At 68.3% G+C, this 25095-nt stretch carries 14 protein-coding genes and 2 pseudogenes; 8 read left to right on the forward strand and 8 right to left on the reverse strand.

All coding sequences use genetic code 11. The annotated features are described in order from the left end of the window. Window positions 1-580: 580 nt before the first annotated feature. Together ACF089_RS35410 and tpg are read left to right on the forward strand one after the other, a co-directional pair. The gene (locus tag ACF089_RS35410; protein ID WP_392036246.1) at window positions 581-2965 is read left to right on the forward strand and encodes a Helicase associated domain protein; all 2385 of its coding nucleotides are present in this window, start codon (window positions 581-583) and stop codon (window positions 2963-2965) included. A gap of 424 nt (window positions 2966-3389) precedes the next feature. After that, on the forward strand, window positions 3390-3950 hold the full coding sequence (gene tpg / locus ACF089_RS35415; protein WP_392036217.1) for a telomere-protecting terminal protein Tpg: 561 nt from the start codon (window positions 3390-3392) through the stop codon (window positions 3948-3950). A 4-nt stretch (window positions 3951-3954) separates the two neighbouring features. On the opposite strand, the gene ACF089_RS35420 is transcribed toward tpg, so the two are convergent. From ACF089_RS35420 to ACF089_RS35435, 4 genes are all read right to left on the reverse strand, one after another. After that, a complete protein-coding gene (locus tag ACF089_RS35420; protein WP_392036220.1) occupies window positions 3955-5034 on the reverse strand; it encodes a hypothetical protein in 1080 nt (359 codons plus the stop codon). A 41-nt stretch (window positions 5035-5075) separates the two neighbouring features. Then, entirely contained in the window at window positions 5076-5819 is a 744-nt protein-coding gene (locus ACF089_RS35425) for an AAA family ATPase (protein WP_392036223.1), read from the reverse strand. Continuing rightward, window positions 5816-7432: a Mu transposase C-terminal domain-containing protein gene (locus ACF089_RS35430; RefSeq protein ID WP_392036249.1), complete on the reverse strand. Its 1617-nt coding sequence runs from the start codon at window positions 7430-7432 to the stop codon at window positions 5816-5818. Before ACF089_RS35430 ends, ACF089_RS35425 begins: the two co-directional genes overlap by 4 nt. A gap of 163 nt (window positions 7433-7595) precedes the next feature. Then, window positions 7596-8885 carry an AAA family ATPase gene (locus tag ACF089_RS35435; RefSeq protein WP_392036226.1) on the reverse strand — a complete coding sequence of 430 codons (1290 nt, stop codon included), beginning with the start codon at window positions 8883-8885 and terminating at the stop codon, window positions 7596-7598. A gap of 254 nt (window positions 8886-9139) precedes the next feature. Between ACF089_RS35435 and ACF089_RS35440 the strand changes: the two are divergent. Then, a pseudogene (locus ACF089_RS35440) lies at window positions 9140-11068 on the forward strand (Helicase associated domain protein); the annotation flags it as partial. Between the two features lie 101 nt (window positions 11069-11169). Here ACF089_RS35440 and ACF089_RS35445 read toward each other — a convergent pair. The 4 genes from ACF089_RS35445 to ACF089_RS35460 all read right to left on the reverse strand — a co-directional run bounded on the left by ACF089_RS35445 (window position 11170) and on the right by ACF089_RS35460 (window position 17316). Beyond that, the gene (locus ACF089_RS35445) at window positions 11170-13089 is read right to left on the reverse strand and encodes a hypothetical protein (RefSeq protein ID WP_329011947.1); all 1920 of its coding nucleotides are present in this window, start codon (window positions 13087-13089) and stop codon (window positions 11170-11172) included. Beyond that, entirely contained in the window at window positions 13086-13505 is a 420-nt protein-coding gene (locus ACF089_RS35450; RefSeq protein WP_392036229.1) for a hypothetical protein, read from the reverse strand. The genes ACF089_RS35445 and ACF089_RS35450 overlap by 4 nt, the downstream gene beginning before the upstream one ends. Before the next feature lie 133 nt (window positions 13506-13638). Next, on the reverse strand, window positions 13639-14817 hold the full coding sequence (locus ACF089_RS35455) for a dsDNA nuclease domain-containing protein (RefSeq protein WP_392036232.1): 1179 nt from the start codon (window positions 14815-14817) through the stop codon (window positions 13639-13641). A gap of 306 nt (window positions 14818-15123) precedes the next feature. Continuing rightward, window positions 15124-17316 (reverse strand): dsDNA nuclease domain-containing protein, encoded by a 2193-nt coding sequence (locus ACF089_RS35460; protein WP_392036235.1) that lies wholly within the window; start codon window positions 17314-17316, stop codon window positions 15124-15126. 263 nt (window positions 17317-17579) lie between these two features. Between ACF089_RS35460 and ACF089_RS35465 the strand changes: the two genes are divergently transcribed. From ACF089_RS35465 to ACF089_RS35485, 5 genes and pseudogenes are all read left to right on the forward strand, one after another. Next, complete coding sequence (locus ACF089_RS35465; protein ID WP_392036238.1) at window positions 17580-18296, forward strand: TnsA-like heteromeric transposase endonuclease subunit; 717 nt, start codon at window positions 17580-17582, stop codon at window positions 18294-18296. Beyond that, entirely contained in the window at window positions 18293-20461 is a 2169-nt protein-coding gene (locus ACF089_RS35470; protein ID WP_392036241.1) for a transposase, read from the forward strand. Before ACF089_RS35465 ends, ACF089_RS35470 begins: the two co-directional genes overlap by 4 nt. 41 nt (window positions 20462-20502) lie before the next feature. Beyond that, window positions 20503-21509: pseudogene (locus tag ACF089_RS35475) on the forward strand (TniB family NTP-binding protein). A gap of 15 nt (window positions 21510-21524) precedes the next feature. After that, on the forward strand, window positions 21525-22883 hold the full coding sequence (locus ACF089_RS35480) for a hypothetical protein (protein WP_392036243.1): 1359 nt from the start codon (window positions 21525-21527) through the stop codon (window positions 22881-22883). Beyond that, window positions 22816-24912 carry a helicase associated domain-containing protein gene (locus tag ACF089_RS35485; RefSeq protein ID WP_392036252.1) on the forward strand — a complete coding sequence of 699 codons (2097 nt, stop codon included), beginning with the start codon at window positions 22816-22818 and terminating at the stop codon, window positions 24910-24912. Before ACF089_RS35480 ends, ACF089_RS35485 begins: the two co-directional genes overlap by 68 nt. Window positions 24913-25095: the final 183 nt, after the last annotated feature.

The following is a 25095-nucleotide window of genomic DNA, read 5'->3' on the forward strand; positions in this document are numbered from 1 at the left end:
CCCGCGGAGCGGGATATGCCCCGATAAATCGGGGCATAGAGAACGACTTCGCTGACGCTCCGTCAGGTGCCCGAATACGGGCACGGTTTATTGTTTCGCAAGCGAAACAATAAACCATCTGAAGGGTTGTCAATTCGCGCAAGCGCTCATTGACGGAGTCTCGCAAGCGAGACTCCTGATGGCTGGTTAGGAGGGGAGGTGCATCACGTGCGGACCTGTGTAGGGCCTGGAGATTCCAGCTACCACCCCCGGAACGAGAGTGACGGACCGTCGGCCCGATCGGGTGCCGACCCCACCGCAGTGACGGGTTCCGCTGCGCTCCACCCAAACCCCTCCCCCACCCTCGAAACCGGCCGTTCACATTCACCAATACCCCGCCAGCATACCCCATCAACCGTGCGCGCAGGGTGAGATTCAGTCAAGAATCAGCCTACAGGGCGAACATGTGCTGTGAGTGATGCATCACGAACTCTTGCTGTGTAGCATCTGGGTACAGACAGCAGCACCCCCGGCCCCTCGCGCCGCGCCGGACTTTCTTTTCTGATTGCGCGCCGAATTCCGCGAAAAGGAGAACACGGGAATGGCCGTTAAACTGCGTGACCACCAGATCGAGGCCGTTGCGGCCATTGTTCGCGGCTTCGATATCCCGCCGGGCGGTATTCCGTGGAATGGCCTTCGCGGGCAGGTGCACGCCGCGTGTGGCACGGGGAAGACGATTATTGCCGCCTCGTCGGCGAAGCGGATTGTGCCGAAGGGGCGCATTCTCGTTCTGGTGCCGACGCTGGATCTGCTGGCGCAGACGGTGAAGGCATGGCACGACGCCGGGCACAAGGGGCCGGCTGTCGCGGTGTGTTCGCTCCAGGACGATCCGGAGCTGTGGAGCCTGAAGGTCCGCGCCACCACGAACCCGGTGCAGCTGGCCCTGCGGCACGGGACGGGGCCGGTGACCATCTACGCCACCTACGCCTCGCTGTCGGTGCTGGCGGAGGCGTTCGAGGGCGTCTACGGGCAGCAGCTCGCGCCGATGGACCTGGCGGTGGTCGATGAGGCCCACAGGACGTCCGGCTCGATGGGTAAGGCGTGGGCGGACATCCACAACCAGCACGTCATCCCGGCGCACCGGCGGCTGTATCTGACGGCGACGCCGCGGATCTGGCAGGAGCGGCCGAACTGGGAGGTCGCGGAGGGGGTTCGTGAGGCGCTGCCGAAGGAGATGGCAGCCTCGATGGATGACGAGGTCGTGTTCGGGCCGGTCCTGTACAAGCTCTCGCTGGCGTCGGCGGTGTCGCGGGGTTTGCTGGCGCGGTATCAGATCATCGTCCTGGAGCTGAAGGACCCGGTGGTCACGCCCGAGCGGCTGATGGGCGAGGAGCGGCACAGCGAGAGGGTCCGCGGTGAGCGGCTCGGGGCGCTCCAGGCGGCGCTGCTGCACACCATGGAGCAGCATGACCTGTCGACGTGCATCACCTTCCACCACCGGACGATGGAGGCGCAGGCGTACGCGGAGGGCCTTTCGCGGGTGGCGGCCAAGCTCCACGCGGACCAGCCGGAGACGTACCCGGCGAAGATCTGGGCGGACTGGCTGTGCGGGGAGCACGTGCCCGAGCGGCGTCGCGAGGTGTTGGGGCAGTTCGGGTCCACCGTTCGGCGGGCGGTGCTGTCGAACTGCCGGGTCCTGGGTGAGGGCGTGGACATCCGGGCGGTGGACTCCGTGGCCCTGATGGACCCCAAGGGTGCTCCGCACGACATCGTCCAGGCGATCGGCCGGGCGCTGCGTCAGAAGCCCGGACAGGGGAAGCTCGCCTCTTTGATCGTGCCGGTATTCCTCCAGCCCGATGAGGAGCCGGAGGATATGTTCACCTCGGGTTCGTACCGCCCTTTGGTGAAGGTTCTTGAGGGTCTGCGGGCTCACGATGAAGAGGCCGTGGAATTGCTGGCTATTCCGCAGGAGCCTCAGAAGGACGTGGTGCAGCCGTCCGAGTACATCGGTGTGAATCCCGAGGACGGAGAGGAAGAAACTCGCCTGCTGCTCCGTTTCGCGGCTCCGCGCGATCCGGTGATGGTCGCGGACTGGGTGTCCTTCAACGTGATCGACACCGAACGCCAGGACTGGGCGCGCGGCTGGGCAAAGCTGAAGGCGTACGTCGAGCGGGTCGGGAACGCGCGGGTTCCGTATGGGCACCGGGAGGGTGCGACACCGCTTGGGCAGTGGGTCGCGGAACAGCGGCGGGCCTACGCGGCTGGGGAGATTACCGGCAGGCGGGCGCAGCGGCTGGAGAAGCTGGGCATGGTCTGGTCGCCGGTGGATGAGCGGTTCCAGGAGAACCTGGAGGCCGCGAAGGCGTACTACGAGCAGCACTGGACCCTCTGTGCGCCCCGGTCCGCCACTGTGCTGGACCGGCCGGTGGGGCAGTGGCTCTCCAATTTGCGGCGCCCGGGTGCGCTGGAGGGGCGGCCGGAGTGGAAGGCGGCGCTGGAGGCCGTGGATGAGCACTGGGACCCGGCGTGGCCGGCGGAGTGGCAGCGGCACTGCGCCGCCCTGCGGGAGCTTATGGCGGACGAGGAGGACCAGTCCGAGGTCCTGCCCGGGTTCACCGTCCACGGCATGGACATCGGGAAGTGGCTGGCGAAGCAGCGTCAGCACACCGTCTGGACCGAGCTGATGGGCGGGCAGCGCGAGCTCCTGGAGGCCGTCGGCATCGTGCCGCTGCCCCCCGAGCCGGAGCCCGCTCAGGCCCCGAAGACGGCTCTGAGCGCCTTCGAGAAGGGCGTGGCGGCCCTGGCGCAGTACAAGACCCGCACCGGCTCCGTGAAGCCCCCCAGGGCGCATGTGGAGGTGCTGGAGGACGGGTCGGAGGTCAAGCTCGGGGTGTTCCTGAGCAACAGCAAGAGCCGCCGGGCCAAGCTGACCGCCGACAAGCTCGCCGCGCTCGCCGCCCTGGGGCTGGAGTGGGCGGCGGCGTGACGCGGCCGGGCGGGACCCCGGGCAGTGGCATCGCACTGGAGTGCGTGTAGTCCCTGGGGTTGCGGGCTGCACCCCTGTGCGGACTAGGTGGCGGCGGGGAGGGGGCGGTCCAGCTCTGTGCAGGGGGCCTTACGAGGCGGGCGCGGTTCTGGCTGCGGGGACGGTGCGCTTCCAGCCGGGCGGGCAGGTTCCCTTCAGTTTCGCTGACGACTCCGGTAGAGGCGCCGCAGCCGTCGCTCAACGGGTGCGGGTGTCGAATGGTTATGACGGGTATTGCCGCCGCGGTCGGGACGGTGCGCATCTAGCCGACGGCTGCGGGTGCTGTCCTGAAGACGGCAGAACTGCTTGGAAGCGGCGGTCAAGTCTGGAAGACATGAGGTCACTGGTCGCAGGGTGCGGCTCTGCAAGCTGCTTGAGGGGATGGATGTTGGGAGAGATCGTGCAGGGGCTGGAGCGCGCGCTGCGCACCCGGCCGGTTCCCTCGGACACAGTGGCCCGTCTGCTGTTCTTGCTCAAGGCGCACCGGGGTTCCACTCTGAGGGTTGCTGCTGTGCTGGGAGTGTCGCAGCGCACCGTGCAGCGGTGGGTGACGAAGAAACCCGGGGCCCGGCGCCCACCGGGTCCTGCGCAGATCCAGGCGATCGAGGCGGCGGTGGTGGAGCGGTGGCAGCCGCGGATCCGGGCCAGGCTGCAGGCAAGGGCGGAGGCGGAGGGCTTCGTGCTGCACACCAGGGCGCGGTTCGGGTTCGCTGCGGCGGTGGGATCCTCAGACGATCCGCGGGTACGGCGCATCACCCAGCGTCTGTCCGGTGAGGTCGCCCGGGAGCTGTTCGCCACCCGGGATGCTGGTGGAGGTGAGCAGCAGCAACTGATGATCCTCGCCCGCGCACTGGGACACGCCTACTTCCGCGACGGCGGCCAGCGCGCCCATGGGGTGCACATCGCCTTCACCGACGTCGAGTTCGCCGACTTCGCGATCCGGTAGTCCCTCACCCGTGCGGCTGTGCCTTTCCCCGCAGTGTCAGCATCGCGTCGTAGCGGCTGGCCTCCCGCTGCTCACGCCAGTCCCACATGATGCGGTTTTGCCGACGGGCGGCGGGAGGCTGCGGCGGGCGCAGCCTGGCCGTTTCCGCGAGGCGCAGCAGGTGCGGGCGGTCGCCGGGCGCGGCGAGGAGTTGCTGGTTCTGGCCGGGGGCGAGATGGGCGAAGCAGACGGCGGCCTTGAGGAAGACACGTGCCCAGTCAGGTACGGGGTAGGTGGCGCAGCCGTCGGTGTAGCGGGCGTGGTCGTGGAGGGCGAGTGTGGCCGTGGCGTCGTTGTAGTCGCCGGGGCGGGCGGTGGCGAGTTGCTGGAGGGAGGCGCCGGTGAAGAGCGCGGTGGTGAGGGCGGCGGCCAGGCGGGGGTGGGCGGTGACGGTGGAGAGGCGGCGGGCGCCTTCCCTGGCGGTGTGCGGGGTGAGGGGCGCGGGCTGCGGGCGGTGTCGCCAGGCGATCGGCGGCGGTGTGCACGGGGTGGTGCAGGCGGTGGGGCTGTCGTGGGAGACGAGGCGGTCCAGTGCGGGCACGGTGATCCAGCGGTCGGCCCGCCGGGCGGGAACGGTCCTGTCCGCGGGCTCGGCGGCAGGCCGCCCGTCACCGTCGTGGTGGTAGTGGCGGCGGGCTGCCGTGATGCCGGTGATGGTCGTGTACTCGATGGTGCCCAGGGCCTGGTGAAGGGCGGCGGGCAGGCCGGGGCGGTGGCAGACCAGGGTGAGGCGGAGGCCCGTGGCAGCGTGCAGTTGCAGGAGGCGTTCGGTGCGGCGGAGGCTGAGGCGGTGGGCGCGCAGGACGGTCATTTGGGTGATGGGCAGGGCGGTCACCCAGGCGGTGGCGGCTTCCCAGGCGGGTTGGCGGCCGGAGGGGAAACGGCCCGGCAGCATGGGTGGTCTGCCCAGGGCGGCCAGGAGGTCGTGGGCCAGAGCGGTGTCGCTGGTGGTGCCCGGGCCGGGGTGCAGGGTGATCCGGCCCGAGGGCGGGTCGTGCGCTGCCAGGGCGGCATGGGTGTGGGCCGCGTCGTCGTGGGGGTCCATGACCAACGTGAGAGTCGGCGGCCTGGTGGCGGGTATTGGGGTCATGCGAGGCGGCTGAAGGCCCAGCGCAGCAGCTCCTGGTCGACGCGAGGGCGGCCGGTCCGTGCCAGGGCGGTGCGGGTGTGGGCGGTCAGCTGGGCCCAGGCGCGGAAGTTGCCGTGTGCGGCATGCTGGTCGGCGAACGTGATGTCCTGGGGTTCGGCGTCTGCCCAGACAGGGTGGAACAGCGGGATGACGTCGAGGACCTCGCTGGGGGTGAGGCGGGTGAACTGCTGCCAGATGAAGACGCGGGAGGAGAGCATCGGTTCGCGGCGCAGCACGGTGTGGCAGCCCGCGCCGCCGACGAAGATGATCGCGAGCTGGGTAGCTGGTTCGTCCCAGAGGTAGCGGAAGTATTCGAACGCCTCCCCGTTGAGCCACTGGGCCTCATCCACGAGGAAGGTGCGGGGGCGCTCGGCCAGGGCTGTTTTCAGCAGGCGGTCGAACTCGCTGGGGTGGCGCGGCGGCTCGCCGGCGAGATCGAGGGCGGTGAACAGTTCGTAGCGCACCGCGCGAGCGGTCGGGCGGGCGCGGAAAGTGACCCTGCGGACGTCCTCGGCGGGTTCGAGCTCACGCAGGCAGGTGTTGACGGCGAGCGTCTTGCCGAAGCCGGCGCCGCCGTGGATGCACATCATGGCGCGGGCGGCGACCGTGTCGGTGATGTTCTCCCGCGCGGTCAGCAGGGCACGGGTGGTGACCACGGACGCGTCGTGCAGGTCGACGTACTGGTAGGTGGCCGCGGTCACGGGGCGTCTCCGTCTTTGTCGGGGGTGGAAGATGCGGCCGGCCTGCCCGGGTCGTCCGGGGTGGCAGGGGCGGAGTCACGGCCGGACGGGAGCGGGGCGGGGCGGCCCGGCGTGGTCAGCGCGGCCAGGGAAGGCGGGGTGCGCCAGCCGGCCGGAGGTGCGGCGGGCGGAATGACGTCCGGCAGTGCCAGCCGGGCCACGTCGGTGTGGTCGGCGGCAGCGAGCTCGGCGTCGGCCTGCGCACCGGTCAGTGCGCCGAGCCGTCGAAGGGGCTCGGCCTGGGTGGCGGCGGCGTAGCGTTCGCGCTGGGAGGCCTGCAGGTCCTTCTTCAGGCGGCGCGCACGGGCGGCCCGCGTTTTCCGTACGGCGCTGATCTGTTCCTCGGTTGCCTGGTCGGCCAGGTCCGCCGGACCGAGGTAGCGGCCGGTGGCCGCGTGGTAGACCTCGATCCGGTGATCGTGGTGGGGCATGAACCGGACACGGACCTGGATGCCTGCCTGGCCGGTCATCCACGCACCCACGTAATCGCGTTTCCTGAAACGGATGCCGCGGGTGGTCAGCGTGCGGGTGCCGACGTCCTCCAGGGTGAACGTCCACAGATCCGCCGCCGCCACGTCCCGCAGCGGGGTGGGATCGTCCTGCCACGCCTCAAGCGGAGTCTGGCCCCGCAAGGGCGCGGGCTGATGTTCGGTGTTCCACCAGAGCGTCCAGGCCAGCAGCCGGGCGGTGAAGTCCTCGAAGTCGAGCAGCGCTTCGTCCTTCGGCCGGGCGGGGCGTTTGCCGGGGCGCGGCTGGCGGGCGTAGCCGGGCAGCGCGGCCAGGAACATGCTCTCCACCGCCCGGTTGAGGCCCTCCACGGTGCCCTTGAGGTGGGGGGTGTAGGCGGGCAGGTCCTCCATGGTGACGTCCAGGAGGTCGAAGGCGGCGGTCACCGTCCTCGACAGGAAGTCCTTGCCGCGGTCGACGCGTACCTTCTCAGGCAGGCCGCCGAACGGGCCGTAGGGGGCTTCGCGCAGGACAGCGGAGCGCAGCGCGGCCAGCACCGACTCTCTTGAGGGATGGACCGGGGTGACCGCGACGCCGGTGATCGCGTTGGTGGCGCAGTCGGTGAACCAGGTGATCCACGGCCTTCGGGCGGTGCCGTCGACATCGACGAGGACGGGGGCCTGCATGTGATCGGTCTCCCACACGTGGTTGCGCCAGCCTCGTGGCCGGGCCAGGAACACATCGTGTTTCCGTGCGGCCCGCTCCCCGCCCGCGAGCCCGGCCCGCTCGCCCGGGGTCAGATCACGGCGGATCGCCCGGTGCAGCGTCGTCAGCGACGGCACGTCCGCAGGCTGGGACTGCCGAGCAGCGCGGAGGACCAGCTCTCGGTGGACCGCCCGCACGTTTCCCTTCCACAGTGCCAGCAGCCCCCGGACTTCGGACGTGATCGTGAACCTCGCATCGACCCGGGACCGTGCGCCGGGGTAGGAAGTTGCGGTCTCGTCCTGTTCGGCGGCGGACAGCCACCGCCACACTGTGCGCTCCGACACTCCCAGCGCGTCCGCAGCCACCCGTACATGGCCTGCTGTCAGCTTTCCTCCTGTCCGCAGTGCGAGCAGCCGCCGCACGGCAGGACCGCGCAGCGCCGTCCTCGACGCCGCAGGCAGTCCTCCGCCTGTGCGGACCGCGTCACCGTCCTCCATGTCAGCTCCCCTCACGCTGATGAACCGTCGTCTATTGCCAGGTGCCGGAACGCGCGACCGCCATCCCGCCCCGTGCAGGAGTGCTCCGTCACAGCGGCGGCACAACCCGCCTGAACAGCCGCCCCAGCAAAGCCCGGTCAACGGCCGCGTCAGCGGTGGTGAGCAGAGCGTTCTGCAGGTGCGCAGTCAAAACGGCCCACGTGCGGAACGTGCCGTGCGCGCACGACTCGTCGATCCACGCCAGATCCGGGGCGGGGACGGTACGCCACAACGGGTGGAAGCCGGTCATCACGGCTGCTGCTTCCGCTCCGGCCAGGCGTGGAACCTCCTGCCATGCGCCGATGTGCGATGCCAGCTGCGGCAGCCGGGCCAGCGCCCGCTCGCTGCCCGCCCCGACCAGCACCAGCGTGATCCGCGTGTCAGGGTGGTCCCACAAGCTCTGCAGATACTCCAGGCACGGCGCAGGCAGGCGCTGCGCCTCATCCACCACCAGTACCCGCGCCTCGCCCAGCGCCCCCGCGACCGCGGCATCGGCCAGCGCCGAGGTGCGCGGGAAGCGGCCCGGCAACGCCAGAGCGTCGAACACCGCACGCCTCATGCCGGCCACCGACGGCCGCACCGGCACCGGCACCCACGTCACCTTCCAGCCCAAAGGCACGTCACGGAGCGCCATCCGCACGGCGACGGTCTTACCGCGGCCGGGGTCGCCGAACACACACACCGCGCCCTGAACCGCCATCGCCTGCCCGACCGCCTCGGCCACCGCCCGCACCGACGACGTCCGCATCAACTGCGCTCCCGCCGGCAACGCCACACCCGCCAGCGCACCGCTCTCCCCCACCGGCACGCCCGCGACCACCGCCGGCGCAGGGAGCGGCAGCCGCCGCGCAGCCGCCTTCGCCGCGCCGCCCTCACGCGGCCCGGCCAGAGCAAGGTCAGCCAGCGCCTGCCTCGTCTGCTGCTCCTCCCGCTCCCGTCGCACCACCGTGCGGTCCGGCAAGACCCTGCCGGCCTGAAGGTCCCGGCGCACCACCCGGTGCAACGACGCCAACGAGGGCACCGGCATCTCGCCCCCGGCCTCCTTCAGCTGCCGGTACAGCGCCGCCACGTTCCCACCCTCTTGCGCCAGTGCCTCCCACACCGGGTCGGACAACTCCAGCCGGGCCCGGGGCCTGCGCTCCACACGGCCCTCCGTGCGTGCCGCCTCCAGCCAGCGCCACACCGTGCGCACATTCACCCCACCGACCAGCGCGCCCGCACGCACATGGGCCGTCGTCAACGTCCCGGCCGTATCGAGCTCCATCAGCCGTTCCAGCAGTAGCGGCCTGGACATCCTCAGCCCTGCCGTGATCTCACCCCACGCGTCCGGCTCGCCCACCCCACACCCTTCCGCCGCGGACACCGACATCGACATCGACCACGGTGCAGCCGCGCGGCCCTGGAAGGATCAGAAGTACCGTTCCCGAGACAGTGGAGCAGAGGGTGGTGTACCGGTCTATGACAGCCGCACCGGCCGCAGATACCGCTCAACGGCAGTGAACCCGCTCTTCCTTAACACCCGACCAGCGGAAACACCCTGGCCTGACATGCCGTCACTGACACCCACCCACTGCCACCAACCCGGCACATCGCACGGAGGCGGTGGAACGCTCGATCCTTGCGGGGTTCGAGATCGACGTGCTCGAGATCCGCGACCCGGACCCGATCCTGGGCTTGTCGGAGGACGCGCTGCGTGGCCGGCGGATGGCCCTTCTCCAGGCCGCGCTGCTGGAGCACGCGGCGCAGCGGAATCTGCACACCACCATGGTGTTCCACCAGCGGGTCGAGGAAGCCGAAGCGTTCGCCGCGCAGATGCCGCGCACCGCGGCCGAGCTGTATGCCGCTGAGGCCTCCGCGGCGGCGCTGGCCGGGGCGGAGGAGCTGCCGGCGTCGTCGATCGACGCTGAGCTGTACGAGCTCGAGGAAGGCCGTCACGTGCCTGCTGAGCGGGTGTGGGCGGACTGGCTGTGCGGGGACCATCCCATCGCGCACCGGCGTGCGGTGATCCATCGGTTCGCCAACGGCATCGACTCCCACAACCAGCGGGTGCACCGGGCGTTCCTGTCCTCGGTACGGGCCCTGGGGGTCGGGGTCGACATCACCGGGCTGCGCGGGGTCGAGGCCGTGTGCATCGTCGGCTCGCGCAGCTCCCAGGTCGACATCGTCCAGAACATCGGACGCGCCCTGCGCCCCAACCCCGACGGCACGGTGAAGACTGCGCGGATCATCATCCCGGTCTTTCTGCAGCCCGGGGAGGACCCGAAGGACATGGTCGCCTCGGCCAGCTACCAGCCCCTGGTCGACATCCTCCAAGCCCTGCGCTCACACTCCGAACGCATGGTCGACCAGTTCGCCTCCCGCGCCCTCACCCGCAGTACCGAACGCCGGCGCATCCACGTCCGCTCCTCCCCCGCCACCGGGATCGGCCCGGAGGACGGGGACATGCCCGAGGAGGCCGGCGAGGCGCAGCAGGACGTCGATCGTGTCGCCCGGGTCGTGGTCAACTTCGCTACCCCCCGCGACGCCGCCGACATCGCCGCCCTCACCCGCTGCCGCGTCATCCGGCCCCAGTCCCTGGTCTGGCTCGAGGGCTACCAAGCCCTCACCCGCTGGCGAGCTGAGAACGGGATCACCGGCCTGTATGCCGTCGCCTATGACGTCGAGACCCCAGTCGGAACGACGAAGACGTTCCCGCTTGGCCGATGGGTGCACCAACAGAGAAAAGCGCTGCGGGCCGGAGAACTCGACCCCCACCGCAAAACCCTCCTCGACGAAGCCGGAATGGTCTGGGAACCAGGCGACGAAGCATGGGAGAACAAACTCGCCGCCCTCCGCTCCTACCACCGTACGCACGGGCACCTCGCACCCCGACAAGACACCCTCTGGGGCGAAGGCGAGGGAGAAGGCCTGGTGCCGGTTGGACAGCACATGGCCAACCTCCGCCGCAAGGATGGCCTCGGCAAAGACCCGAAGCGGGCTGCCGCACGCGCGGCACAGCTCACCGCGATCGATGAGGACTGGAACTGCCCCTGGCCACTCGACTGGCAACGCCACTACGCCGTACTACGCGACCTAGCCGCCGACGAGGGCGATGGCGCCCTGCCCGAGATTCAGCCCGGGGTGCTGTTCGAGGACGATGACATCGGACGATGGCTGGAGCGCCAGAAGAACCCGGGCACCTGGAAACAGCTCTCCGAGGAGCAGCAGCAGCGGCTGTTGAAGCTGGGCCTACAGCCCGACCAGGCCCCGGCCCACGCCCCGACGGCAAGCCACACGACGAAGGGGCCGAGCAAGGCGCAGCAAGCATTCCAACGCGGCCTCGCGGCCCTCACCCAGTGGGTCGAGCGGGAAGGCAATCGGCCGGTCCCACGCGGCGCGGTCGTCGAGATCGAGGTCGATGACCAGGACGAGCCGGTGCCGGTGAAGCTTGGCGTGTGGGTCTCGAACACCAAGTCGAGGCGGGACAAGCTCACTCAGGAGCAACTCGTTGCCCTACGGGAGCTCGGTATCGCTTGGGCATGACTCCGGCACCGACCCATCGGTGCGCTAACCAGACAGCGCCGAGCCCGCAGTCCCCAAGGGAACGCCTGCCGGGACTGCGGGTTGCAGATTCGACTGGTGTCTCAGCTGCTGTCGCCACTCTGATCAATTTCTGTGTCCGGGGCCTCTTGCCCGGCGGTCGCTTCTGGGACGAGGCGATCGGTGTCCGACAGTTTTAGCGCGCGGTGAACTCCCGAGATGGGCGGGGGATCGTTGTCCGCCACGATGATCTGCAGGTCATCGATGTGCTGGAGGGCAGCGCTGAGCAGGGTGGTGTACATCTTGCGTAGCCGCTCGAGATCGATGCCTTCGTGGCCGACGTTGTTGCTGAGGCCGTCGATGATCAGGATGTTCGGGAGCGGAATGCTGTTGTCCCGCAGGGCAACAAGTTGGTGTGCGAGGACGTGCGCCACGTTGACGAGGACTTCCACTCCCTGAGAGCCGAGGTCTGAGAAGGACCGGCCGTCGACGATGGGCAGGTACGTCTTGCGACTGATGTACGTGCCTGCCGGTTCTTCGAATCGTGGGGTGTCGAAGGCGCGGAGGATCGTCTCGAAGGCTTCATCGAGTTTCCGCAGTCGTTCTTGGACGGCAGGGTTGCTGTGCCTGGAAGCGTCGATGCTCGCGTTGAGAGATTCTTGTTCCTGCTCAAGCTCGGCGATGCGGCGTGCCTGCTTCTGGGAACGCTCGTACAACGACAGGGCTTGTTCCAGGCTGATCAAGCGTTCTTCAAGCCGGGCTTGTTCGGCGGCGGTGGCGCGGATGCGGTCGGTCTGATCGCTGACGAAGGCTGACGTGGCTCGGTCTAGCTGTGCTCCGAGGTCGTTGCGGAGACGGGCGTGGCCTGCGCGTGCGGCCTGGAGTTCTTCGATTCTTTTCGTGCTGCGCTCGATGAGTTGCTTGGTTTCCGAAACCTGCTCGATCACCCGGTCCTGCTCGCTGGCGAGGGATGACGGTGCCGCGGTCTGCGGAGGGGTCTGCAGGCACAGTCGGCAGGTGTGGTCGTCACCGCGCTCTGGGATGCCGGACCCGCAACGGGGGCAGGTGTGGAACTCGAAGTCGTTGAGAAGCCGTTCCGCGACGAGTGCGCGGGTGAGGCGACGGCTTTGGGCGATGAGCTGGTCGTGTAGCTCGCGCAGGTTGGCTACCGCCGCAGATTCCGCGGCGGTAGCCATGTCGATGCGCGCGAGTTCGCTTTCAGCATCAGCAATCCGAGAGCGCAGGGTCACCGTGGAAGGGTCGGTGAGCTCACTCGTTAGTTGCTGATCCGCTGTGCGTGCCGCCCGAAGCTTGGTCTCAGTGGCTGTGCGCTGCACCTCCAGCTGGGCTTGTGAGCCGAAGGCTGTCTCAGCCAAGAGTCGTTCCAGGGTGACGGAGTCCGCAGTGAGGGCCTTGAGCTCCGTGGACACTTCGCGAAGCCGTTCCCGAAGTCCGGTGGATTCAGGGTCATGGATGCCGTACAAAATCTCGAAGACGTAGCGGCGTTTGATGTTCTTCGCGTGGTTGTCAGCGGTGCCGAAGACAGAGGCGTCGATCTCCTTCTGTCTCAGGACGCAGTACATGAGGTAGTCGCTTGCGGTCACGGGGACAAGCGGGCTCGTTTGGTCGGTTGGGGCTCGCGGCACCTTGATGCGAGGCAGGCCGAGGCGGTCGAGGAGCCAGTCGCGGAAGGTGTGGTCGTAGCCGGCCTGGAGTTCGCTGGCCGGCAACCGCCAGGCTTCCTCTTGGCCTCCGATCTCGGCGATATCGACCTTGGCGGTCGTCGTGGTGACAAGGGGGCGGACGATGCGGAAGCGGCGGTCGCCGATGAGTACGGTGCCGGCCATGGTGCGCCCTCGGAGCTCGGGGACGACGCTTACATCGGCGCCGAGCAAGGCCCGAAGGCAGCTGATCGTCGCCGTCTTACCGCCGCTCATGGCGCCAGTAATGGCGTTCATCCCACGCTCGAACCGGATGCGGCGGCTGGTTCCGACCAGGTGCAGTTCTTCGATCCGGATTCTCACAGCTGTGTCCCCCAGTCCGCCTCGACGATGTCGGGGAACGCTCGATAGATCATGTCTTTGAGAGTGGTGCCGGTGAGGTTGAAGTGCCGGCGCAGGAGCCGGGCCCGATCGCGTACGGGGCGCCAGCTTTCGGATTCGGCAAGGGCTTGCGCAACCGCTCTTCCGGCTGGCGTGGTGCGGTAGGTCGCGACCGCGTTCTCGTGCTTGGGCTCGATGAGGCCCTTGCCTGTCAGAGCACCGAGGAGGGCGTAGTAAGCGGGGTCCCAGGGGCCATAGCGATAGCGGATCATGCTCTGCTCGATGGCTCCTGTCAGCCACGGATCGTCGCCTGGGTCGGCGTCGGGTCGGCGCTCGGCCATCAAATGGTTGAAGTGCTCGGGGTAGCGCAGGAGAAAGTCAAGTTTGGCGAGCTTCATCCTGCCTTCGATGCCTTTGGATGCTGCTGTCTCGGAGAAGGCGTCGATGAGGACAAGAAGCCTGGCTTGGGCGTCGACGGAAGGAGGGAGTCCGTCTGGATACTCCGGGGGCGCAGTGGGGGGCGGGGCGATATCAGGCAGGAGACTCATGGCCAGTCCCCCAGTCGAAACGGCATTCGTCGGAGATGGCGCACGCCCGGCCCATGAGCAGCACGCCGTCCCGGGCATAGAGGGGCCAGCGGTCGTGGGTAGCGGCGCTGGTTTCGAGAGTGGTCTGGAGGCCGTCGAAGATGGCGTTCGCTGGGCGAGGATCTGCCGCGTGCCTGCGGATGGTACGGCGCGCGACCAGCAGCAGCCGCTCGTCCAGGTCCGCCTCGATGGCCGGGTCAGCCGGCCACGTGCCCAGGGACTGCTGCTTCATACGGTGAATGTCGGCATGCGCGCGGACCATCTGAGCTTCCTGGATTACATCGTCCGTCGCCGCGCCCCGGCGTAGCTTGCGGACCAACGCTGTCTCGACTCCGCTGAGACGCTGCGATACATCAGTCAGCAGTACGTGGTCAGGGCGCATCAGACGCTGTCGGAGGTCTGCGACGGTGCCGGGGCCGATGCGCTTCCTCAACAGTTTCGCAGGCAGGTCCTGCACCGCTAGCTGCTCGGCCCACCGCGGGCCCAAACGGCCCTGCATTGCCTCCCGAGTACGGCGTACGAGTTCGGTGTAGAGGCCGGTGATCTCCGCACCGGTCAAGGACGGGCCGAGCTCGTGGAGGAAGGCGGTGTTGCGCAGCTCGATGTCCTCGCGTCTGGGCAGTTCCCGGATGCGGACCAGGCCCAGGAAGGCTGAAACCTCCTTGATGTCAGCCTTCAGGTGGGCTGTCACCCGCTTCAGGCACCGCTCGTTATCCGCCCCTCCCCCATGTGCGAGAGCGGTGACGAGTGCGTCGGCGGGATCGAGGTAACCCTCCAGCCCAGCTGTGAGCCCGTATGAGAGCGCCTGGTCCTTCACCGCCCCGTACGTGCGCCACAAGCTCTTCAACGGTCCCTTGGCGAGAACGTCCGTAAGCGCCCAGGGCGTGGTCGTGTCCCGTGTCTTGATCTGCTGAAAATCCCAGAAGAGGCCGCCCTTGGTCTGCTCCTCGCTGCCGCGGGCAACGATGACGTCCTCGATGTGCTCGCAGGTCACATGGCGTACCGGCTCGTCAGCGAGCATTTCCAGGACGGCCTGCGCAGCCACATGAACCTGATACTCGTACCGCCGCAGCGTGACCGAACCAGAATCGTCCGGAGCAACGGTCTCAATCGGATCAGCCATATACCCCCCAGCCCACTCTCCCCAAGCACGCAGCGTAAGCGGTACAACACTGGCCAGTCGATCGCTTCGACGGAACTCGTGGAGCCACTGTTCCCTCACTGGGGACGGGTCCCTCTTCCGCGGACGCCTACGGCTCGGGCCTCCAGCTCATCACCACCGACAACGACACCGCCCCCTGGCCGGACGAAGCCTTCAGCACCATCGAAGTCGACTACGCCTGCCCATGGTTCCCAGCGTCACTCGACCCGGCCCCAGCCACACCGGGACGCGCTGAAGACGAGGTACCGGGCATAGTCGCGCCGCCCCCTACGTTGACCCGGCGGTGCCGGTCGCGCCCGGCAAAGGTGGTGAGACTGCCGAACGGATCCGGTGATCGACTCGCATCTCGTTGGCCAGTGAGGAGAAGTGGCGTGCGCAGTCGGGATGGTCGCGCAGAGCTCCTGCGACTGAGCCGGCGGCATCCCCTGTCAGGGTGCGCAGCCAGGGCCTGATCTCATCCTGCGGCCTCCACTGGTCCCACAAGGCGTCCCAGGTGAAGGCGCCGTTGCAGCAAACCTCCAGCAGATCCAACTGCGCAGCATTAGCGGCATGGCGTGCGACGGTGAACAGCCACAGGATGACGGCGTCGACTTCACCACGCTCTATTGAGCGGTGTGTGCCCAGAAGGTCGGGCATCGCCCGGACAATCTCAAGGGCTCGGGGAGGGTCAGCCAACAACGCCGGCATGAGCGCCAAAGGATCAACATTGAGAAGTACGTCGCAGTACAGAGCAGCGTCGTCGGGGTGGGCAGCCGCCAGGGCCACCAACTCCTCTGAGGCATTCGCTGCTCCATCGCTCAAAGCATCACGGAGCGTTTCGGCATGTACTACGGGCGGCGTGGGGGGTGTGTCGATCTCCTGGGCGATGAGGTCAAGGAACGCTTGCACCGTTGCCGGCCGTCTCCCGGGGTCCGTACGCGTTGCTCCTCGGACGACCGCGCGCCAGGGACCAGAGTCCGGTATGAGTGGAATATTCTGCTGCGGGTTCCTGCGTGTGACCGCCCAGCCGATCAGCTGCCCCAGGCTGTAGACGTCAGTCGGCGGACCGGCACTATGGGCATCGAAGCTCAACTCCGGAGCGGCAAAGCCCTCAGATCCCATGCTCGCCCCAAGCCGGGTGCGCTGCGCATGCGTGGTCTGGCCAGGCGGACGACGCACAATGCCCCAGTCGGCAAGAACCCATCGCCCATCAAGCCGAAGTACGTTAGACGGCTTGATGTCCCGATGTACCCATCCGTGAGGGGCGCCCGGTGCCTGCATCCCATGCGCAGCGATCAGCACCGAGCACAGGCTCTCAATCAGGTCCCGTAGTACGGCCGGATCCTTGAGGTCATCGAGGCATTCCGTTGCGACAGCCTGCGCCTTGGGCATGACGAACCACGTGCCGTCGGCGGCGTCCCAGACCGGCATCGCATTCGGATGGTCGCTCAGAAGACGGCCCACCTCGATCTCACGGGTCATCCGGGCTTTCTTGTCGAGGTGCGGGTACTGGCCGCGTAGCTTCTTGAGGACGACGGGCGTGCCGGTCGGCTTGTGCGTCGCGTAGAAGACGTCAGCCATGCCGTCCTCTTGACGGTGGAAGGGGAACTTCTCGCAGTCATAGTCCTTGCGCAGACCGCAAGCCTCGTACGGGGCTGCTGCGCCACTCCGCACTTCACTGATCTGCGCTGTGTCGACTTCTCCGCGCTGTGAGAAGCCGGTCAACAGCATGCGATCAGGTAGTTGCAGGCGCTGACGGATATCGGCAACCGCGCTGGGCCCGATGCGCTTCCCCAGCAGCCCCGCAGGCAGGTCCTGCACTCCTGACTGCTCAGTCCACCGAGGATCCAGGCGGCCTTGCATCGCCTTCCTGACACGGTGCACGAGCTCGGCGTAGAGACCGCTAATTTCAGTACCGGTCAACGGCGAGCCCAGTTCGCGAAGGAACGCGACGTTACGTTCCTCGATGTCTTCGCTCCTGGGAAGTTCCTGGATACGCATCAGGCCCAAGAAGGCAGAGACCTCCTTGGCGTCAGCTTTCAGGTGGGCAGTCACCCGCTCCATACAGCGCTCGTTGTCGGCCCCTTCTCCGTGCGCAAGAGCAGTAACGAGCGCATCGGCAGGATCAAGAAATCCCTCAACGGCAGCCGTTAGCCTGTAGGAGAGTCCCTGGTCTTTCAACGTTCCATACGTACGCCACAGGCTTTGCAACGGCCTCTTTGCGAGCACGTCTCTGAATGCCCAAGGAGTGGCCACTTCCCGCGTCTTGATCTGTTGAAACTCCCAAAACAGACCGCCCTTGGCCTGCCCCTCACTGCGGGCGATGATGACGTCCTCAATGTGCTCGCATGTCACATGCCGTACTGCCTCATCAGCGAGCATCTCCAGGACGGCCTGTGCAGCCACATGAGTCTGGTACTCGTAGCCCCGCAGTGTCGCCGAACCCGCGTTCAGGGCAGCAGTCGCAATCGGATCAACCATGTACCCCCCAGCCCACTCTCCCCAAGCACGCAGCGTAAGCGGTACTCGACTGGCGAGTCGATCACTTCGGCGGAACTCGTGAAGCCAGCGTGTCCTTCCCTCACTGAGGTCTCCCTCTTCGGCAGCGGATTGTGTTCACCCGTTCGGGGTGGGAGCAGCCAGATCACGTACCCGGCCGCCCGGCATGCATTTGGCTGTCAGACGTGAGGCGACAAGGCGGCGAGGCAAGCGGAGAGTTCGCGGAGGGAGCCGACGACCACCTGATGGCGCGCTTCGTCGATCCTGCGTGCAGTGAGCGGCTGATGTGCTGGCGAGACGTCGCACGGGAGGTCGCGTTGGAGGACTGCGGCCCGGTGCGGCCCTTTCCCGTGCGTCCTGGCCGTCGTTTTGCGCCGGGTTGGTGGTGGTCGGCAACGAACGGGCGGCTGGTGCACTACGGGTCTGGTGTCATGCGCACCCAGGTGATGCTGCTGGACCGGGATCCTTCGGTCGAGGCCATTGCATGCCGCCCGGTGGAATTCACCTGGCGTAAACGTGACGGAACCTGGGTGCGGCACGCACCGCATCTGATGGCCCGGCTCGCGGAAGGCAGGGGTCTGCTGGCGGACTGCGCCGGGCACGGGGACATCTCACCGCGCCTGGCCTGTCGGGCGGCGGTGATGAAGGCCGCGGCCGCGGCAGCAGGGTGGCAGTACAGGGTTCTGCGCCCTCCTGATCCGGTTCTGGCGGCCAACCTGCGCTGGCTGGCCGGGTACCGGCACCCCCGCTACAGGGGCGGCGAACTTGCCGGGCGCGCGGCCGAGGTCTTTCGGCGACCGCTGCCTCTGATCGAGGGCGTGCGTGAACTCGGCGATCCAGTGGAGGTCTTCCCGGTGGTCTTCCACGCGCTGTGGCACGGCAAGTTGTCGGCCCCCCTCGAGGTGCCCTTGCACGAGCGGGTGACCGTGACGGCGGACCGCCCCACAGGGGGGCAGGCATGAGCGGCACAGTGCTAGAGCCCGGAACACAGGTGCGTTTCGCGAAGCGGACCTGGACGGTGGTCATGCTGGAAGGGTCATGCGTACGGCTGGTCGACGCGGACAACTCCGTGGCCACTGTCCTGGCGAACTTCCTGTTCGCCGAACCCGACTTCGAAGTGGTAGGCGCCCCGCAGCGCGGCGTGCCTCCGTTCGGGCTCCTGGAGGAGCTGCCTGAACAGGTGCGCGCGCGTGCGTACGCCTGGGAGCGGCACGTGCGTGAGGTCGAGACCGGATACCCCGTCCCGGGACAGGACCAGCCGCCTCGGGCCGAGTTCGATCCGGCCCGGCGCACCATGGCAGAGCGGGAGGAGGCCAAGGCCGCCGAGCTGACGGCGGCCGGGCAGCCGGCAAGTGCGGTGACGGTGCGGCGGATGCGGGCCCGCTATCGGGAGCAAGGCCTGTGGGGGCTGGTGGACGGCCGGGCCGCCCGGCGGCGCTCGCCGATAGGGCGCGCGGACGAGCGGGTGGTCGCCGCGATCGCGCAGGCACTCCAGGCGCAGCGGGAGCGGTCGACCGGGACGCTGAGCCGGCTCCGGCGCACCGTCGGCTGGATTCTGGAGGACGCCCACGGTGTGGGGACGGTAAAGGTGCCGCCGGCCTCGACATTCAACCGGCTGGTGCACGCCCTCGCGGACCGTCATGGGCTGCTGGGGACAGCGGCGCAGCGGCGCCGTCACTCCTCACGGCCGGCTCCGCCGTTCACCCCGACGGTGGCGCTGCGGCCCGGTGAGCTGGTGATGCTGGACAGCACCCCTTTGGACGTGATGGTGGTCCTGGCCGACGGGGTGGCGGGTAAGGCCGAGCTGACGATCGCCCTGGATGTGGCGACGCGCAGTATCTGTGCGACCGTGCTGCGGCCGATGGGCACCGGGTCGGTGGATGCGGCGGTTCTGCTGGCGCAGATGGTGACGCCAATGCGGATGCGCCGAGGGTGGGAAGAGGCGCTGGCGATATCGCGGTCGGTCATCCCCTACGAGCGGCTGGTGTCGTTGGACGCGCGGCTGGAGGGTGCGGCAGCCCGTCCGGTGATCACGCCGGAGACGGTCGTCGTCGACCAGGGCCGGGTGTTCATCTCCGCCTCGTTCACCGCGGCGTGCGACAGCCTGGGGGTGTCGGTGCAGCCGGCGCCTCCGGCCAACGGCCCGGCCAAGGGAAATGTCGAGCGGATGTTCCGCACCATCGGCGACCGGTTCTCTCAGTACGTGGCCGGTTACACCGGCTCCGACGTCACTCAGCGGGGCTCTCACGTCGGGGACGAGGCGTGCTGGACGCTGCCACAGGTGCAGGATCTGCTGGACGAGTGGCTGGTCGCAGACTGGCAGCACCGTCGGCACGCATCCCTGCGTCATCCTCTGGCCCCGAAACTCGCGGTGTCGCCGAACGAGATGTGGGCCGCGCTGGTCGGCGTGACCGGCTATGTGCCGGTGCTGCTCAGCGAAGAGGACTATGTCGAGCTCATGCCGGTCAAGCGGGTGGGCATCAACGATTACGGCATCCGCTTCGACTATCGCACCTACGACCATGAGGTCCTCAACCCGCACCGCGGGTTCCAGTCGACGGCCCCGGACGGGATGTGGGAGGTGCACCACAACCCTTATGACCCCCAGCAGATCTGGGTGCGGCTGCCCGGCGGCTGGGAGGAGGTGCCCTGGATCCACAAGGAGCGAGTAAGCCTGCCCTTCACCGACTTCACCTGGCGGCACATCCGCGCGACCGTCGAGCGCCGCGGCGATCGCGATGAGCACGAGCAACAGCTCGCCCAGGCCCTGGACCGTCTCCTGCGGCGGGCCGGTAACGGGGAAGGCACCCGCCGCGAGCGGACCGTCGCGGCACGCGCCAGCGCCGCAGCCTCCCTCGCCGGGCCCGCCCCAAACCAGCAGGAGCCGTCCGTCCCTCTCACCGCCCCGACCCTCTCCTACGGCCTGGTCGGCGCCTTCACCCCAGCGGATCTGGATGAGCCCGACGACGAAGAGTTCGAGGACGGCTGGGACGAGGACGAAGACCCGCTCGGCACATCAGACGATGCCGGCGGCGGCCCCGCCGGAGACGAGCAGCCATCCGGGCGGGCCTCAGTCCTTCGCCCGTCGCGGATCTACGATGCCCGCCAGGAGGCAACCCAGTGGTAGCAGTCCCCGAGGCCGGTCCCGTCCCGGACGAGGAGCAGCAGATGGCGGCCTATGCGCCGCCGACCACGCGGGAAGGCTGGCAGCAGTTCGTCGGCACTCCCCCGCTGAAGCCCCCGCCCACTGGAGACGAGGACTGGTCGCTTGAGGAACGCCTGGACTACCACTCCCGGTTCGTCGTCCTGACCACCCCGGCGATGGAGCGCATCTCGCTGTCGGTGCGGCGGCTTATGCTCCTTAACCGCCGCCAACAGGGCACCGCGCGCCGCGGGCTGATCGTGTCCGGGCCGCCCACCACCGGCAAGACCACCACCCTGCTGGAAATGGGCCGTACCTTCGAACTCGCCGAGCAGCGCCGCCACCCCGGCCGCACCGACCGCCTGCCCGTGGTGTTCCTGGCGGTGCCGCCCGCCTCCACTCCCAAGATGCTGGTATCGGAGTTCGCCCGGTTCCTCGGCATCCCCATCGCGGCCCGGATGAACCAGGCGCAGATCACCGACGCCGTCTGCCACCTGCTGTGCCAGCTGGGCACCGCGCTGGTCCTCGTCGACGACGTCCACCTGCTCGACACCCGCACCCGGGCTGGCGCGGAGACCTCCGACCAGATGACCTCGGCGAGAGGATTCCGGCAACCTTTGTCTACGCAGGCGTCGACGTCGAGGCATCGCCCCTGCTCAACGGGCCGCGCGGCGCACAGTTGGCAGGCCGCTTCACCCTGGTCCGCAACACCGCCCTGTCCTGCGGCACAGCCGAACAGCGCGCCGTCTGGCTGGACCTGGTCACCGACATGGAAAACGCCCTGCACTTGCGCCGCCACACTGGGGGCACTCTGGCCCGGCACGCCGACTACCTCCATCAGCGCACCGGCGGAGTCATGGGAAGCCTCTCCCACCTCATCCGTGAAGCCGCCCTGACCGCCCTCCTCGACGGCAGCGAGAAGATCACCAAACGGCTCCTGGCCGCCATCCAGCTCGACATCCGCGCGGAGCAGCAAGCCCGCCCGCCGCGAAAACGTCTCCAGCGCCCCCGTAACAACGGCACTGGATACTGACGAGGCGGACCAACGGTGAAGAAGACCACCAGCTCGTTAATGGAACCTGCAGTCAGGGATGATTCGCAGCCATCACAGCGCGAGCAGCACGAACTGCCCCTGCACGGTCTGCCGTTGGGCGCGGTGCGTGTCGCTCCGCTGAACGGCGAGACAACGCTGTCGTTCATGAGCAGAGTCGCCTCCCGGTACAGGCTCACGGCCAAAGAGCTCATCGGCGCTCTCGTGGACGTGGGGCGGCGGCCCAATCTGTTCACGGTGCGGCCCGAAGGCGAAGTGGTCTTCAACGCCGAGGCCCGGGCGGTGGTCGCCGCTTTCTGCCGCATGCCCGAAGAACACCTGCACCGTGCCCTGCCGGCCTGGGGCAGGGACGTTCCTTCGAGCAGGCTCGGCAGCGGGCCGGCCGCCTGGGTCCGCACCGCAGCAACTATCCCGCCGACCGGCCCCGGATGCCGGGCCTGCACCGCGACCGCCACACGAGGCCAGGAAGAAGCACGCCGCTACCTGCTGCCGCACGGCCGGGTATGCGTCAAGCACCAGTGCTGGATGCTGGAAGCACCCGTCGTCGACGGGGCAGCGGCCGTCCCCGGGCAGCTGGACCTGCGGTATGTGCCGCAGATCGGGGCGGCCCAGCGGCGTCATGTACGGCTGCTGCGGCGCTCTGCGCACGCTGGCGAAGCGTTCACCGTGGCGCAGGCAATCATGGCGTCGTGGTGGGACGAGCCCTGGCCGGAAGAGATCCTCTGGCCCGATCGGCTGCGGCTGATGGCACCCGGCAACGGCCTCGCTTGGCGTGCCGCGGCGCGGGATGCGGTGACCTATCCCGAAGCTGTCACGCTGGCGGCGGCCCTCGCCGACCCGAGCCTGCAGCAGCGGCTACTCGATGACGCGGGGCGGCATCAGCCGCACGCGCTCGCCGATGTCCCCGGCCTCGTGGACGAACTGGCTCGACGTCTTGAGCGGCCATGGCTCGCCGGTCGCCTCAGCGCCATCACGACAGGCCCGCTGAACGCCTGGGTACGCGCCTGCGTACGCACGCAGGCTGGGCACAAGCCGAAGACACGCAGCATGTGGCACGTCTCCCCGCCCCACCGGCCCGCACCGATCACCCGGCTCCTGGCCGAAACCCGGCCCGTCGACGAAGCGCCCGGAAAAACGGAGTCGGCGGGGGCGCCGGCCCCAGACGTGGCCGAGACCGCCAAGGGGTTCGCGCGCGGCCTGCGCCACGCCCGTGCCTACGCCACCGAACACGGAGCACCTCTGCATTCCTTACCGGCACGAAAAGGACGGAATCCAACTCGGCCTGTGGCTGTCCAACCAGCGCGCAGCAGGCCCCCAGCTCTCCCCCGAGCGCAGCCAGGCCCTGGCCGCTCTTGACCCGTGGTGGAATCCTGCGTGGAGCACGCTGTGGCAGCGCATCTATCTGCGCGCACGACGGCTGCTGGACTCAGGCACCGACATCAGACCAGAGCAGGGCTTCCCGGGCACCAGCGAGAATCTCGGCACCTGGCTGTACCGGCAGTGCCAGGTCTACAGCAGCCTCCACCCCCAGCAGCGCAGACTACTGGCACAGATCGGCATCAGTGCCGAGGCCGCCCGCCACGCACTGCCGCGGCGTCGCAACCTCGCCGAGGCCCGTGAGCAGGGCCTGACCAACGCACGCGCCTACTGGGAGCAGCACGGTCACCTTTGTGCGAGCGCTGCCGATACGCACGCCGGCTTCCCCATCGGCCAATGGCTGACCAACCTCCGCGTACGCGCCCGGCGCGGCATTCTCGATCCCGCCCTCAGACAGCAGCTGGACGCAATGGATCTGTGGTGGGCGCCGCCCTGGCCCTCCGACTGGCAGCGAGCCTGCTACGCCGTGCGCGAGCTCGTCCGCTCCGGCCACCCCCTCGATCCCGGAAGCGCCTTTGCACCCTTCGACGACGAACTCGGTCAATGGCTATATACCCAATGTGTGTCCTACCCCGGCTTGGCAGTGGAACAGCGCCGACAGCTCGCGGCCGTCGGACTGACTGAGCAGACTGCCGCAACCGCCCGCCCCAACCCCGCCACCCACAGGCCGTCCCTGGAGACCGGTCTCTACTACGCCCGCTCCTACGCGGCACTGCACGGCGACCTCAACGCATCACCCTCCGCCCAGCACGAGGGCTTCCCTGTCGGAGGCTGGCTGGCCCGCCAACGGCACCAGCCCAGCCTTCACACCGCCAAGTTCGCCACGCCCTATCCGGCCGACCCGCTGCTGGCCGCCATCGACCCATGGTGGAACCCACCGTGGAAAGGGGACTGGCAGATCAACCACCGCGCCGCCCGCAAACTCGTCGAGAACGGAATCAAACTCCTTCCTGCACAAGGCTTCCCCGGCACCCCCGACTGGACTGGGCAGTGGCTCTACACCCAGTGCGTCGCCTACCAGAACCTCCACCCGGGGCAGCAACAAAGGCTCACGCAACTCGGCATCACCACCGCGAACTCCGGCACCGCACGGCCCCGTCGTGTCACCCAGCAAGCATCATTCGACACCGGCCTTGCATACGCCCGCTCCTATGCCGCCCGGCACGGACACCTCGCCGTACCCAGAAGCGCGAACCACCACGGCTACCGGCTGGGGACATGGCTCGCCCACCAACGCAAACGGGCCGCCAACGGCCGACTACCCCACCGTCGCGCCGAGGCCCTCGACGTCCTTGACTCATGGTGGAACCCGTCCTGGGGCCTACCATGGCAAATCGCCTACCATGCCGTCAGAAACGAGATCCACGGCCACATTCTGAACGCGGCCGCAGGTTTCCCCGGACTCCCTCCAGCCGCCACCAGATGGCTGCTCACCCAGTGCACCAACTATGGCGACCTCCACCCGGGCCAGCAGGAACTCCTGACCGGACTCGGCATAACGCCCCAGGACGCACACGCCGCCCGCCCCCAGCGGGAAACACGCATGCGCCGCCGAACCGGCACCAACGGGCCGCGCCCCACAACCGTCTCGTCATCCATCGACGGCGGCCTGCCCTACGCCCGCTCATACGCGCACACTCACGGCGGACTCGGCACCGCCGACTACACCACCGAACACAACGGATTCCCCCTGGGCTGGTGGCTATACGAGCAACGCAAACGCGCCAACGCCCACCTACGCCGCACCGGCCGGCCATGGCCCCACGAACACGCACTCGCAGCACTCGACCCCTGGTGGAACCCACCCTGGAGAATCAGCTGGCAGCACACCTACAACGGGCTCCGCTCCGCCCTAGCCGAGCACCAGCGCCCCTCAGCAAGCCAACGCCGTTGGCTCACCAACCAGCACACGAACTGGCACACGCTCCACGCCGACCAACGCACACTCCTGACCACCATCGGCCTCAACCCCACGAACAAGCGCCTACAAGCGACCCAGTCAAAATGAGCAGCAACCCAAAAACCTGAACGACCATCACATTCGACCAAACCACCACGTCAGAGCCACGCGCAGCCATCTACAACCACAAGTGGCCATCGACTCGGACCCACCAGCACCAACCAGCTACCTGATCACCCCAGCTCAGAAGCCCATCAAACGCACATGATCACTGGGCGGGAACAGTCGAGG

Origin of the sequence: Streptomyces sp. NPDC014894, assembly GCF_043080985.1 — a bacterium.
In the GTDB taxonomy this organism is placed as follows: Bacteria; Actinomycetota; Actinomycetes; order Streptomycetales; family Streptomycetaceae; genus Streptomyces.

What these genes read in the sequence shown, in the direction of transcription:
- ACF089_RS35410 (WP_392036246.1), top strand. Translation starts at nt 581, where the DNA reads ATGGCCGTTAAACTGCGTGACCACCAGATCGAGGCCGTTGCGGCCATT.
- tpg (WP_392036217.1), top strand. Translation starts at nt 3,390, where the DNA reads ATGTTGGGAGAGATCGTGCAGGGGCTGGAGCGCGCGCTGCGCACCCGG.
- ACF089_RS35420 (WP_392036220.1), bottom strand. Translation starts at nt 5,034, where the DNA reads ATGGACCCCCACGACGACGCGGCCCACACCCATGCCGCCCTGGCAGCG.
- ACF089_RS35450 (WP_392036229.1), bottom strand. Translation starts at nt 13,505, where the DNA reads ATGAAGCTCGCCAAACTTGACTTTCTCCTGCGCTACCCCGAGCACTTC.
- ACF089_RS35455 (WP_392036232.1), bottom strand. Translation starts at nt 14,817, where the DNA reads ATGGCTGATCCGATTGAGACCGTTGCTCCGGACGATTCTGGTTCGGTC.
- ACF089_RS35460 (WP_392036235.1), bottom strand. Translation starts at nt 17,316, where the DNA reads ATGGTTGATCCGATTGCGACTGCTGCCCTGAACGCGGGTTCGGCGACA.
- ACF089_RS35465 (WP_392036238.1), top strand. Translation starts at nt 17,580, where the DNA reads ATGGCGCGCTTCGTCGATCCTGCGTGCAGTGAGCGGCTGATGTGCTGG.
- ACF089_RS35470 (WP_392036241.1), top strand. Translation starts at nt 18,293, where the DNA reads ATGAGCGGCACAGTGCTAGAGCCCGGAACACAGGTGCGTTTCGCGAAG.